At 21.6% G+C, this 14,640-nt stretch carries 10 protein-coding genes; 5 read left to right on the top strand and 5 right to left on the bottom strand.

Annotation, left to right across the window (positions count from 1 at the left end; translation table 11 throughout):
* Nucleotides 1–4: 4 nt before the first annotated feature.
* From Q8777_RS00350 to thrS, 3 genes are read left to right on the top strand one after another with little or no spacing between them, the layout of a single operon-like run.
* Complete coding sequence (locus Q8777_RS00350; protein ID WP_318676270.1) at nt 5–988, top strand: bifunctional oligoribonuclease/PAP phosphatase NrnA; 984 nt, start codon at nt 5–7, stop codon at nt 986–988.
* Between the two features lie 46 nt (nt 989–1,034).
* On the top strand, nt 1,035–2,402 hold the full coding sequence (mnmE, locus tag Q8777_RS00345; RefSeq protein ID WP_318676271.1) for a tRNA uridine-5-carboxymethylaminomethyl(34) synthesis GTPase MnmE: 1,368 nt from the start codon (nt 1,035–1,037) through the stop codon (nt 2,400–2,402).
* Nucleotides 2,403–2,433: 31 nt separating this feature from the next.
* On the top strand, nt 2,434–4,365 hold the full coding sequence (thrS, locus tag Q8777_RS00340) for a threonine--tRNA ligase (RefSeq protein ID WP_318676272.1): 1,932 nt from the start codon (nt 2,434–2,436) through the stop codon (nt 4,363–4,365).
* Between the two features lie 62 nt (nt 4,366–4,427).
* Here thrS and Q8777_RS00335 read toward each other — a convergent pair whose 3' ends face one another.
* From Q8777_RS00335 to Q8777_RS00315, 5 genes are all read right to left on the bottom strand, one after another.
* Nucleotides 4,428–6,194: an ABC transporter ATP-binding protein gene (locus Q8777_RS00335; RefSeq protein ID WP_318676273.1), complete on the bottom strand. Its 1,767-nt coding sequence runs from the start codon at nt 6,192–6,194 to the stop codon at nt 4,428–4,430.
* Complete coding sequence (locus Q8777_RS00330; protein ID WP_318676274.1) at nt 6,187–7,869, bottom strand: ABC transporter ATP-binding protein; 1,683 nt, start codon at nt 7,867–7,869, stop codon at nt 6,187–6,189. The genes Q8777_RS00335 and Q8777_RS00330 overlap by 8 nt, the downstream gene beginning before the upstream one ends.
* 261 nt (nt 7,870–8,130) lie before the next feature.
* Entirely contained in the window at nt 8,131–9,744 is a 1,614-nt protein-coding gene (groL, locus tag Q8777_RS00325) for a chaperonin GroEL (protein WP_318676275.1), read from the bottom strand.
* 60 nt (nt 9,745–9,804) lie between these two features.
* Nucleotides 9,805–10,065 (bottom strand): co-chaperone GroES, encoded by a 261-nt coding sequence (locus tag Q8777_RS00320; protein ID WP_318676276.1) that lies wholly within the window; start codon nt 10,063–10,065, stop codon nt 9,805–9,807.
* A gap of 283 nt (nt 10,066–10,348) precedes the next feature.
* On the bottom strand, nt 10,349–11,527 hold the full coding sequence (locus tag Q8777_RS00315) for a malic enzyme-like NAD(P)-binding protein (RefSeq protein WP_318676277.1): 1,179 nt from the start codon (nt 11,525–11,527) through the stop codon (nt 10,349–10,351).
* A 705-nt stretch (nt 11,528–12,232) separates the two neighbouring features.
* Between Q8777_RS00315 and rny the strand changes: the two genes are divergently transcribed.
* A complete protein-coding gene (gene rny / locus Q8777_RS00310) occupies nt 12,233–13,810 on the top strand; it encodes a ribonuclease Y (protein WP_318676278.1) in 1,578 nt (525 codons plus the stop codon).
* Nucleotides 13,811–13,845: 35 nt separating this feature from the next.
* Nucleotides 13,846–14,619: a TIGR00282 family metallophosphoesterase gene (locus tag Q8777_RS00305; protein WP_318676279.1), complete on the top strand. Its 774-nt coding sequence runs from the start codon at nt 13,846–13,848 to the stop codon at nt 14,617–14,619.
* Nucleotides 14,620–14,640 lie beyond the last annotated feature (21 nt).

Genomic DNA, 14,640 nt, shown 5'->3' with positions numbered 1-14,640 from the left:
AAAAATGATAGAATCTATATCAGAAAAAATAAAAAATAAATTAAATTTTATTAAAGAACAAATTGAATCTTTTGAAACAATTATTATTCATGGTCATAAAAAACCTGATGGAGATTGTTATGGTTCTCAATTAGGTTTAAAAGATATGATAACAGCAACTTATAATAATAAAAAAGTTTATGTTGTCGGCGAAGAAGAAGAAAAAATATCTTTTTTAGGAAAAATGGATCATATAACAAATGATATTTACCAAGATGCTTTGATTTTTATTGTTGATTGTGGACAAGAAATTATTATTAGTGATTCTCGTTATAAGTTAGGTAAAATGATTATCAGAATTGATCATCATTTATTTATTAAAAAAATAGGAAATTATGAATGGATAGATAGTAATTTCAGTTCTTGTTCAGAAATGATTTATTATTTTAAAAAATATAACAATTTTCAATTAACTAAAGAAGGTGCTTTATCTATTTGTACAGGAATGATAACGGATACAGATAATTTTCGTTTTGACAGGGTAAACTCTAATACTTTAAGAATAGTCGCTTCCTTATTAGAATATGATGGCGTAAATATAACTGAAATAAACAAAAAAATAAATAAACAAAATATCGATATTTTAAAATTTAAAGGTTATGTTTGTAACAATTTTATATCTGAAGAAGGTTTTATTTATTTTAAATTTTCAGAAGAAATAATAAAAAAATTCAATTTAAATTTGGAATCAGCTTTTTCAATTGTTAATATTTTGAGTGATGTTGAACATCATTTAGTATGGGCTTTTATTTGTCAGTTAAACAACAGCATTCAATACAAATTAAGTATTCGTTCTCATGGACCGCAAATAAGTCATATTGCTAATCAATTTGGCGGTGGTGGACATCAAAAAGCTTGTGGAGTAATAGTTAAAAATATAAATGAAGTAAATAAAATTATTGAATTAATAAAAGAATCGATTAAAGAATTTAAAAACCAAAATAATTAAATAAATAATATAATATTTAAATTTCTAAAAATAAGGAAAATGAAATATGTTTCAAAACGACACTATAGCAGCTATTGCAACTCCATTAGGTAATGGAAGTATTAGTGTAATAAGAATTAGTGGGCCAGACGCAATTAAAGAAATAAATAAAATTTTTTCTAATAAAAAAAAAGATTTAAACAAAGTAAATGGACATACAATTCACCATGGTTTTATTTTAGATGAAAAAAAAAATATTTTAGATGAAGTTTTAATTTCTGTTTTTAAAAAACCTCATTCTTTTACTGGCGAAGATATTATTGAAATTCAAGGCCACGGAGGAATTTTAATAACTCAAATTTTATTGGAAAGAATTTTATCTTTAAATATTAGATTAGCCCAACCAGGAGAATTTAGCAAAAGAGCCTTTTTGAATAATAAAATAGATCTAATTCAAGCAGAATCAATTATGGATTTAATTTTTGCTCAAAACAAAAACGCTATTAAATTAGCTAATTCAGGTCTTCATAAAAAAACTTCTAAATCAATAGAAAATATAAATAAACAAATTTTAGAATTAATAGCTCAAATAGAAGTAAATATTGATTACCCTGAATATGAAGATATAACAGAAATGACAAATGAAATTATTTTACCAAAAACACAAAAAATAATCGAACAAATAAAAAAAATTTTAAAATTCTCTATACAAAACAAATTTTTTAAAAAAGGATTACAAACTTTAATTATAGGAAAACCTAATGTCGGAAAATCTAGTTTATTAAATATATTATTAAAAGAAAAAAGAGCTATTGTTTCTGATATTGCCGGAACTACAAGAGATTATGTTGATGGCCATGTTAACATAAAAGGTGTTGATTTGTTTTTAATTGATACAGCAGGAATTCGTAAAACTAAAAATATTATTGAAAAAATTGGAATAGATAATACCAAAAAACTAATAAAAAAAGCTGAATTGATTTTATTATTGTTAGATCAAAGTCATAATTTAGACGAAGATGATCGAATTTTATTAGAATTAACAAAAAAGCAACCTAGAATAATTATAACTAGCAAAGCTGATTTACCTCAAAAAATAAATTTATCAAATATCAAAGAAAAAACAATTAATGTTTCGCATAAAACCTACAAAGGAATAGAAGAATTAAAAGAAAATATTTTAAAAAAATTTAATTTAGATTCAATTCAAAATGAAAATTTTAATTACTTATCAAACGCTAGACATATTAAACAAATGAAAATATCTTTAAAAGCTCTTCAAAATATTATTTCTGATATAGAAAAAAAAATTTCAATTGATATTCATACAATTAATTTAAAAGAAGCTTTTGATGCTTTAAATAACATTTTAGGTAAAAATTCACCAGATATTTTAATAAATGAATTATTTTCTAAGTTTTGTTTAGGAAAATAAAAAAATAAAATATCAAAAATAAGGAAATTATATGATTAATATTCAATTTCATAATAATATGATTCAAAAATTTAAAAAAGAGACTACTATTTTAGAAATTATAAAAAAAAATAAAAATTTTTTTTCAAAAAGACCTATTGCGGCATATTTTAATGGTAAATTAATTGATTTAAATCAACCTTTGAAAGAAGACGGTTTTTTAGAAATAATTGATATAAAGCACGAAAAAAGCTTAGAAATTTTAAATTATAATACAAGTTTATTAATGGCTCAAGCGATTCAACGAAAATACCCAAATTCTCTTTTAGTATCAGGTTCAATCGAAAAAGAAGGTTTTTACTATGAAATTGATTTTCAAGATACAATTTTTTCTCATCATGATTTATCAAAAATTGAAAAAGAAATGTTTAAAATTGTTCAAGAAAAATTAGAAATTAAAAAAAAAAAAATTCCTTACAAAGAAACTTTAAAATTATTTGCTGATAATAAATATAAACAAACCATAATAAAAAAAATAAATCTTGATTTTATTGATATTTATTTTTGTCATAATTTTCAAGATCTTTATTTCCCGATGATTCATTTTATCAATACTAATATCATGCAATATTTTAAATTATTAAAAATATCAGGAACTTATTTTGAAGGAAATAGCCAAAACCCTATTTTAACCAGGATTTACGGTGTATCTTTTTATAATAAACAAGATTTAAAAGAATATTTAAAAATATTAGAAGAAAGAAAACAAAGAGATCATAAAAATATAAATAAAGAACAAAATTTCTTTATGATTGTTGCTAATGAAGTTGGATTAGGATTGCCATTTTGGCTTCCTAAAGGTGCCACAATTAGACGTATTATTGAAAGATATATTATTGATAAAGAATTAAATTATAATTATCAACATGTTTTTACTCCTGTCTTAGCAAATATTAAATTATATGAAATTTCAGGTCATTTAAAACTTTATAAAGAAAACATTTTTCCAATAATGGAATTTGATAATAAAGAAAAATTTGTTTTACGACCTATGAATTGTCCCCATCATATGATGATTTTTAAAAATAAATTACGTAGTTATAAAGAATTACCTTTGAAAATTGCTGAATTAGGTATGATGCATCGTTATGAACATTCAGGTGCTGTTTCAGGATTACAAAGAACTAGAGAAATGACTTTAAATGATGCTCATATTTTTATTAATAAAAATCAAATTAAAGAACAATTTAAAGAAATTATTAATTTCATTTTAGAAGTTTATAAAGACTTTGATATTAATGAATATAGTTTTAATTTAAGCACAAGAGACATTAAAAATAAATATAAATATTTTAATGATGATTTAATATGGAATAAATCAGAATCTTTGTTAAAAGAAATATTATCAGAATTAAAAATAAAATATAAAATAAAGCCAGGTGACGCTGCTTTTTATGGTCCTAAAATAGATATTCAAGTTTTAACAGCTTTAAAAAATGAAGAAACTTTATCTACTATTCAATTAGATTTTTTATTACCTCAAAAATTTGATTTAAATTATATTGGCCCTGATAACAAAGAACATCATCCAATTTTAATTCATAGAGCTATTATTTCTACCTTAGAAAGATTTATTTCTTATTTAATAGAAAAAAATAAAGGTTATTTTCCTCTTTGGCTTGCTCCAATTCAGATTATTTTAATTCCGATTAACAATCAATATCATTTACAATATACTAAAGAAATAAAAAATATATTCATTAAAAATAATTTTAGAGTAGAAATAAATGAAAAAGAATTCAGTTTAAACTATAAAATAAGAGAAGCACAAAAAAACAAAATTCCTTATCAGATTGTTATTGGTGATAAAGAAATAAAAGATAATTCTGTAACATTTCGAGAATATCAAAAAAATGAAAAAAAGACGATGACTGTTTCTTATTTTGTTCAAATGTTAAACCAAATTATTTTTAACAAAAAATAAAAAAATAATGTATAAAATAAAAAATAAATTAATCAAATTTATTAATTAATTTATTTTTTTTATTATTTTTGAAATTGACTTTGATAAAGTTTATAATAAAATTCTTTTTTTGCTATTAATTCTTCATGTGTCCCTTGTTCAATGATTTCTCCTTTTTTTAAAACATAAATCAAATCAGCATTAATAATAGTAGATAAACGATGAGCAATTATAAAAGAAGTTTTATTTTTAAATATTTTTTGAATAGATTTTTGTAAAATAGATTCTATTTGAGTATCAATGGTAGAAGTTGCTTCATCAAAAATTAAAATAGCAGGATCGCGTAATAAAGTTCTAGTAATTGTTATTAATTGTTTTTCTCCTTGAGATAAATTATTAAGTTCTTCGTTTATAAGAGTTAAATATCCTTTTTCTTTAGACATAACAAAATGATGAAGTTGAGTTTCTTTTGCCATTTGAATTGCTTCTTCATCTGTTTTTTCTGGATTACCATATTTAATATTTTCTAAAATAGTTCCTTTAAATAACCAAATATCTTGTAAAACTAATCCAACAATTTTTCTTAAATTTTCTTTTTTTAAATTTCTAATATCTACACCATCAATAGTTATTGCACCTTCGTCGACATCATAAAATCTAGTTAATAAATTAATTAAAGTAGTTTTTCCTGAACCAGTTGAACCAACAATTGCTATTGTTTGATTTTTTTTTGCAAATAAATTCATATTTTTAATAACAAATTTATCTTTATAATAACCAAAAGAAACATTATGAAAACCAACATTCCCTTCAACTTTATCCAAATATAAAAAATTATTACTCTGATCTTCTTTTTCTTCATATTCATATAAAAATTCATTTACTCTGGCAATAGCTGTTTTAATTGATTGGACAATAATAAAAATTTGACTTGAATTATTTATAGTATCACTAAAACGCCAATTATATTGAAGAAAAGCTTTAAAAGTTCCTAATTGAATAGTAACAAAACCTAATTTTCCTAAAAAACTATTAGAAGGAACTCCTTTGAATAACCAAAATCCTATAACCGCAATAATAGACATTATAAAATATGTAAAAGTAGTAATGATAGGAACTGCTAAACCAGATAAAAAATTAGATTTAAAAAATAATTCAGATAAATCTTTGTTAATTTTTTTAAATTGTTTAATAATATTTTCTTGTTGATTATATAAGATAATTTCCTTATAACCTGTTAATTGTTCTTGTAAAAAACCATTATATTCAGAAATTTTATTAAATCTTTGAATAAAAATATTACGTGATTTTTTATTAATTAATCTAAGAACAAACCAAGAAAAAGGCAAAATAAAAGAAATAATCAAACCTAAACGCCAATTAACCCAAAACATACAAACTAATAACATTGTTATATGTAAAAATGAGTAAATTAAAGTTCCAGTAGCTTGTTGTAAACCATTAGAAATAGTATCTATGTTATTAATTATTCTATCCATAATATTTCCACAAGGATTTTGATCAAAATATTTAATAGGTAATTTGTGAATTTTATTATAAATATCTTGACGCATATTTGTCACACTTTCATGAATAGAAATGATCAATATTTTATTATAAATAAATTTAATAACAGAACAACATAAATATAGAAGAAAGTTAATACCTAAAACTAAACAAATACGTTTAATAAAATGAGGATCAGAATTATGATCTTTAATATATTCAAAAATATATTTTCCTTCAAATAAAGGTAAAAAACATTGCATCGCAGAAAGAATAAAAATTAAAATAATACTTATGATTATCTTTTTTTTAAAAGGTTTTAAATAATGAAATTTTTTATTCATCTGTAATGACCTCTTCTATATTTTGTGAAATCGCTATACTTCTATAAACAGAACATTTTTTAATTAATTCTTTATGTTTACCTATATTAACTATTTCTCCTTTATCTAAAACAATAATTTGATCAGCTTGTAAAATAGAAGTAAGTCTTTGAGCTACTATTATAACAATAGCTTTTTTTTTATCTTCGAAAAAAGATTTTCTAATTGCTAAATCAGTTTCATAATCTAAAGCCGAAAAAGAATCATCAAAAACATAAACATCTGGTTGTTTTAAAAAAGTTCTTGTAATAGAAAGTCTTTGTTTTTGTCCACCAGACAAATTTGAACCTAATTCACTTACAGGTTCTTTTAATTTTTTTTCTTTATTTTGAATAAATTCATATGATTGAGATATTTTCAATTGATTTAAAATTTCATCTTCTTGGGCATCTTTTTTCCCAAATAATAAATTACTTAAAATAGTTCCTTTAAATAAAATATTTTTTTGAGAAACAAAACCAATTTTATCTCTTAATGATTTTAAATCATAATTTTTTATATCCATTCCATTAATTTCTATCTTTCCTTCGACAGGATCTATTAAACGAGGAATTAAATCAATTAAAGTAGTTTTTCCTGAACCTGTTTTACCTACAAAAGCTATAATTTCTGATTCATTTATCTTAAAACTAATATTTTTTAAAACTGATGCCACAGAATTATAGTATCGAAAGGAAACATTTTTAAATTCTAAAGTTTTTATTCTATCTAAATTTAAAACTTGATTTAAATTATTTTTAATAGAAGGTTCTATATTAAACAAAAATTCAATTTTTCTAACAGCAATTAAAGTTTTAGGCAACATCATAAATAATAATAAAAAACTCAAAATGGAACTTAAAATTTTGAAATTATAAGTAACAGTAATATATAAATCTCCAATAGAAAATTGACCATCTCTTATAAAACCCGAAGCTATAAAAATAGTTAAAATAATAGAACCATTTAATAATAAATAAAACAAAGGTTCGATAAAAATAATAGAAACAAATAATTTAATTATTAAATCTTTAAAACGAGAATTTATATTATGAAAATTTTTTTGTTCTTTATTCTCTTTATTTAAACTTCTTATCACTTTAGTTCCTGTTAAATCAGATCTAATTTTATAATTTAATTTTTCCAATTGAGCGTATTGCGACAAAGATAAAAAAAAATTTTTTTTAATGATTAAAATCAAAATAAAAATAAAACAAGGAGTAACAAATAAAATACCATAAGTTAAAGCAATGGAAAATTTTTGAATAATAAAAAAACAAGATACTATAACAATAGGAGTAAAAAAAGCTGTTTTATAAAAACTAACAATAAAATTAGTTATTTGATAAATATTATAAGTGATTCTATTTACAATAGCTGAAACACCTAAATTCTGTATTTCAGAAACAGAAAAAGTATTTATTTTCTTAAATAAATCATTACTTAAATCTTGAAATAATAATGATGATATTTTAAAAACAGAATAATTCATCAATAAATAACCTATAACAATGATAAAAATCATCAAAATAAAAAAAAGAATAATCCTAAAATATTCTGAATTATTACCTCCTTGTTGAATAATATGACGACCAATAATCCAAGGAATTGTTAATTCACCACAAAGAATTAATAAAAAAGAAAAAATATTTATCAAAAGAATCTTCTTATATTTAAAAATATATCTAAAAATTAATTTCATATTTTTTTTATAAAAACGCTTTCTTTTTTAAGATTGATTAATAAAATACTATAAAATTTCAATAATATTTCATTACTTCATCACTTTATTTTAACATTTTTTTTTCTTAGTAAAAAAGTTAATTAAATAAAAAATTTCTTTTTTTTGGAAAACAAAAAAGAAATTATTTTATTATAATTAACTTTTAAATTAAAAATTAAATTTAATAATATTTTTTTAAAAAGAATTGATATCTAAATTTTTAGAAATATTTTTTTTATCCTTTAAAGGAGCAACAGCAGCTTCAGTTGTAACAAAAAGAGATGCAATAGAAGCTGAATTTAAAATAGCTTGTTTAGTCACTTTAGTAGGATCAATAATTCCTTTTTTTAATAGATCAACATATTCTCCACTTTCAGCATCAAAACCAAAATTTTCTTTTTGTTGTAACTGTTCCTTAATAACAGAATCACCATCAAACCCAGCATTTTCAGCAATTTGATAAGTCGGAATCAATAAACTTTCTAAAACAACATTAATCCCTTTTTGAATATCAACATTTGGATTTTTTAAGTTATCTTTTAATTCTTTATAAATTTCTATTAAAGTCTTTCCGCCACCAACTAAAATACCTTCTGTAACAGCAGCTTGTGTCGCGTTTAAAGCATCTTCAATTCTTAATTTTTTTTCTTTTAATTCTGTTTCTGTAGCCGCTCCCACTTTGATAACAGCTATTCCGCCAGATAATTTAGCTAAACGAGATTTTAAATTATTTAATTCATAATCACTTTGGGTATTTTGGATATGATTTTCAATTTCTTTAATTCTTTTTGATAATTCTGAAGTTTTATCAGCTCCAATTAAAATTGTATTATCTTGTTTTACAACAGCTTTTCTTATTTTTCCTAAATCTTCGAATTTAACATCTTGCAATTGCATACTTAAATCTTTATCAATAAATTTAGATTTTGTTAAAATTGCAATATCTTTCATCAATTCTTTTTGATTGTCTCCGAAACCTGGAGCTTCTGTAATAGAAATATTCAAAGCTCCATGAAATTTATTTAAAGCTAAAATGTTAATAACATCATTATCAAAAGAATTAGCAATAATCAATAAAGGAACGGATTTATCCTTGACTTCCTCTAACAAACCACTAATTTCATTTATATTACTAATTTTATGATTGGTTATTAAAATAGATGCACCTTCTAATTCTGATGACATATTAGCAAAATTAGTAATAAAAACACTTGATAAGTATCCTTTATCATATTGCATTCCTTCTACTACTTCTAATTCTGTATCAAACCCTCTAGATTCTCCGATTGTAATAATTCCTTTTTTAGTAACCTTTTCCATAGCTGAAACTATAATTTGTCCTATTTCTTTATGACCTGAAGAAATAGTAGCAATATTAGCTATATCTTCCTGGGTTGAAATAGGTTTAGATTTTTCTAAAATCTTTTCTGCTACTCTTTTTGAAGCTTCTAATATTCCTTTTTTAACTAAAACAGATTTTGAACCAGAATTAACAGATTTAAAACCTTTATGAATCATACTTTGAGCTAAAACAATAGCAGTTGTGGTTCCATCACCAGCATTATCATTTGTTTTAGTTGCTGCTTCGCATAATAATTTAGCACCCATATTTTGAAAAACATTATCGATTTGAATTTCTTTAGCAATAGTAACTCCATCATTAACAATAGAAGGTAATCCATTTTCTTTTTCTAAAGCAACATTATTACCTTTCGGGCCTAAAGTGAGTTTAACAGTATCTGCTAAAATATCAACTCCTTTTAAAATTTCTTTTCTTGCATCTTTTCCAAAAAGAATAGTTTTGGCCATAATTATTTCTTCCTTTCTGATATTTATAATATTATGATTATTATATAATTTTTTATTTTATCAAACTAATAAAGCAATAATATCATCGTTTTTTACAATTAAATATTCTTCATTTTTAATTTTAACTTTTGTAAATGAATGATCTTGAAAAATAACTTCACTATTAATTTCGATTTCTTTAACTTTAGGACCACAACTTATAACAACTCCAATATTATCATTATCATTTTTATCATTTAATCCTAAGTAAATACCTTGATCAGTTTTGATTTCTTTTTTTTTATATTTTAAAACAATGTAATCATTTAATGGTTTAATCAATTAAATCAATCTTCCTTTCATTTTTTAAAAAAAATATATTTAAAAATAAAAAAATATAATAAAATTTTTTATTAATTTTGAAAATATATCCTTTTAATGATATTATTAAAAAATAAATACAGTTAAATTATACATAAATTTTATAAAAATATATTTGTTTATTTGTTAATGCGTATAAATAATGACTTATTTTTTATTTATGTAATTAACAGAATTACAATTTGTTAATTAGATTTTTTTAATTAAAACTTATTTTCGAAATAATTATTACTAAATGAGAAAATTATTTTCTAGTAACTTTAGTTTCAATAGCTTTAGCAGCTACTGATTCGGCTATTACTTTTGTTACTCTTTCATCAAAAATAGAAGGAATAATATTATTTTCATTTAATTGATCTTCTGGAATAATTGAAGATAAAGCATAAACAGCAGATAATTTCATTTCTTCTGTAATTTTAGTAGCTTTAGAATCTAAAGCTCCGCGAAAAATACCAGGAAAAACCAAAAGATTATTAATCTGATTAGGAAAATCTGATCTTCCTGTAGCAAATATTTTTACGTTTGATTTTTTAACTTCATCATATGAAATTTCAGGTATTGGATTAGCTAAGGCAAAAACAATAGAATTTGATCTCATTTGAGAAACCATTGAAGCATTTAAAATATTACCTCTGGATAATCCAATAAAAATATCTTTATCTTTGATTGCATCTGTTAAAGAACCAGTTTCATTATTTATATTTACATTTTTTTCCAAAGAAATTTTTCTTTGATATTCATTTAACCAAAGACAATCTTTTTGAATAATTCCTTGTTTATCAACTAAAATAATATTTTTTGGTTTTAAAGAAAGTAAAATTTTAGCTACAGATAAACCTGCTGCTCCAGCGCCCACAATAACTATTTCTACATCTGATATTTTCTTTTTAACAACTTTTAAAGCATTCAAAATACCCGCTGCTACAACAATAGATGTTCCATGTTGATCATCATGAAAAACAGGAATATTTAATTTTTCTTTTAATTTTTCTTCAATGTAAAAACAATCTGGTGCTTTAATATCTTCTAAATTGATTCCACCAAACATCAAAGAAATTTTAGAAACTATATTAATAAATTCTTCTGGTTCTTCAGAATCAATACAAATAGGAAAAGAATTAATATTAGCAAATTTTTTAAATAAACAAGATTTTCCTTCCATTACCGGAATAGAAGCTAAAGCACCAATATTACCTAACCCTAAAACAGCTGTTCCATTAGTAATAACAGCTACATTGTTTCCTTTAGTTGTATATTTATAAACATTTTCAGGATCTTCAACAATTTTATAACAAGGTTCTGCAACTCCTGGAGTATAAATCAAAGACAATTCATGTAAATTAGTAATATCCATTTTATTTTTAACTTCTAACTTACCTTTAAGTTCTTCATGAATTTTTAAAGATTCTTCTTTTGTATTCATAATAAATAATTTACTTAAAAACTTACTCCTAATTTAAATTTTATATAAAAAATCAAAAAATATTTAAATTTTTTATATCATCATTTTATTTTTAAAACTTCAAATGAAGATAAATTAATTTAATTTTTAAATTGAAAAATTATTAAGTTTTTATAAAAATTTTAAATATTCAATTTTTACTTTTTAATAAGCATTAAAAAATATTAAATAAAATAAGGATATATGAATATTTTTTAATAAATTTTTTAATAAATTTTAAAAAATAAAAAAAAAATGAAAATATTTTAATATTTAACACTACAATATTATTATATATCTATAAATATAAAATATAACTGTCAAACATGAATTTATAAAAAATAGTAATTTTTTTAAAATATATTTGTTTGAGTATTTTTTTTAAAAATCTAAATAAATTTAAATTAATAAAATGAAAGAATATTAATTATATAATATTCTTAGTTTTTATGTTTTTATATTATTAAAAAAAATCAATATTGTATCGTTGTACGCCATCTCATAAAAATAATAAAATAAAGTGAATAATTTTTTAATATAAATAACAAAATATATTTATAACATTTCAACCATAAATTAAATATTGAATATTCAAATAAAATATTATATTAATTAAAAAATCAATAAACATAAATAAAGATAAAACAAATAGATATATATAATATCAGAAAGTAAAATATTAAAAAAATGATATCTAAAGAATGCATTATTATTTTTCTTTATTTATTTTATTTTTTTATTTTATTGATCACATTACTTTATTTTCATATTACAAAAAAACAAATTAAAAAAAAAATTACAGAAACAGACGAAGAAATTAAAAAAAAAATATCAAAATCTAAATTAATTTCATCTCAATTAATTCAAGAAGTAGAGAAAAAAATTTCCTTATTAAAAAAAGAAAATGAAAAAGATTTAAATCAAAGAAGAAAAATAATAATTAATTTAGAAGAGCAAATGATTCATAAAGAAGAGCTATTAAATAAAAGAATTCAATATTTAGATGAAAAAGAAGAAATGTTGTATATTAAAGAAAATAAAATAAATACAAATAAAGAACACTTAAAAGAACTTAAAAATAAAATAGAAAAAATCATAATTCAACAACAAACAGAATTAGAAAAAATATCTAATTTGACAAAAAAAGAAGCTGAAAAAATTCTTTTTCTAAAAGCAAAACAAGAAATTCATAAAAAAATCATTGAATATGAAAAAATAAAAGAACAAGAATACAAATTTAAAATAAAAAATAAAGCAAAAGAATTATTAATTTCAACAATGCAAAAATTATCAAGAGAAGTCATTAGCGTTCATAACACCAGCATAATTTTTTTAGAACAAAATGAATTAAAAGGAAGAATCATCGGAAAAGAAGGGAGAAATATCAAATCTTTTGAAATAATAACAGGAGTTGATTTAATTATAGATGAAACTCCAAATACAGTTATTTTAAGTTGTTTCGATCCAATAAGAAGAGAAATTGCTAAAAGAACTTTAGAAAATTTAATTAACGACGGAAGAATAACACCTTCAAGTATCGAAAAAATTTTTCAAAAAAAATCTGAAGAAATTGATGATTTTATTCAAGAAACAGGTGAAAAAGCAGTTTTAGAAACTAAAATAGGAATAATAGATGAAGAATTAATAAAATTATTAGGAAAATTACAATTTAGAACAAGTTACGGACAAAATGTTTTAGAACATTCTTTAGAAGTAGCTTTTTTAGCAGGAAAATTGGCATCTGAAATTGGTGAAAACGAAATTATTGCTCGGAGAGCAGGACTTTTACATGATATAGGAAAAGCTTTAGATTATCAAATTGAAGGAAGTCATGTCAAAATTGGAGTTGATCTAGCGATCAAATATAAAGAACCTTTTGAAGTTATTGATGCTATCTCTTCTCATCATGAAGATGAAGAAGCCAAAACTTCCATAGCTGTTTTAGTTTCTATTGCTGACACAATTAGTTCAGCAAGACCAGGAGCACGTAGAGAATCAATAGAAAATTATATACAAAGAATAAATCAATTAGAAAATATTGCTAATAATATTCCAGGTGTAGAAAAATCTTATGTTATTCGTTCTGGAAGAGAAATAAGAGTTATTATAAAGACAGAAATAGTGGATGATTATAATACTTTTTTAATAGCAAAAAAAATAAAAAAACAAATTGAAGAAAATTTACATTATAATGGTATTATCAAAATTACCGTTATTAGAGAATTAAGAGTAATTGAATCAGCAGAAGTTAATAAAAATTCATAATTTTAAAATAAAATAAAAATAAAGAGAGATAAAAAATGAAAATACTTTTTATCGGAGATATTTGCGGAAAACAAGGAATCGATTATTTTATAGAAAAAATTAATTTTTTAAAAAAAAAATATCAATCTCATATTACTATTGTTAACGCTGAAAATGCTAATGATGGAGAATGTTTAAATTTCGATAATTATCAAAATTTAATTCTTTCTGGTGTAGATATGATAACAACTGGGAACCATTACTTAAATAAAAAAAATGTAGAAAACATAATTGGAATAGATAATATAATAAGACCTTTAAATTTAATTGATGAAAATATTGATAATTTTGGTTATAAAATAATAAAATATAAAAAAAAAAGGATTCTAATTATGAATGCTCTAGGAAAAGTTTTTATGAATAAAAAAGATAAATTAACTTGTCCTTTTAAAAAAATAGAAAATATTTTAAATATTTGTGATAAAAAATATGATTATTCTTTTTTAGATTTTCATGCTGAAGCTACTAGCGAAAAAATAGCTTTAGCTCATTATTTTGATGGAAAAATAGATGCTATTATCGGAACTCATACCCATGTTCAAACTAATGATGATACTATTTTGCCTAATAAAACTCTTTATATTTCTGATGCCGGAATGACTGGACCTTATGAAGGGGTAATCAGCAAAGATAAAGATATTGTTATACATAATTTTTTATATAAAAAAAAGAAAAAAAATAAAATATCTAAAGGAAAAAGACAATTAAATGGTGTTGTAGTTAATTTAGGAAATAATAAAAATATTAAAAAAATAAATTTTCGAGAATAATATTTTTTTAATAAATTAAAA

This window comes from Candidatus Phytoplasma stylosanthis (genome assembly GCF_032886435.1).
Classification (GTDB): Bacteria; Bacillota_I; Bacilli_A; order Acholeplasmatales; family Acholeplasmataceae; genus Phytoplasma; species Phytoplasma stylosanthis.
This window is presented reverse-complemented; position numbering and strand designations above follow the sequence as displayed.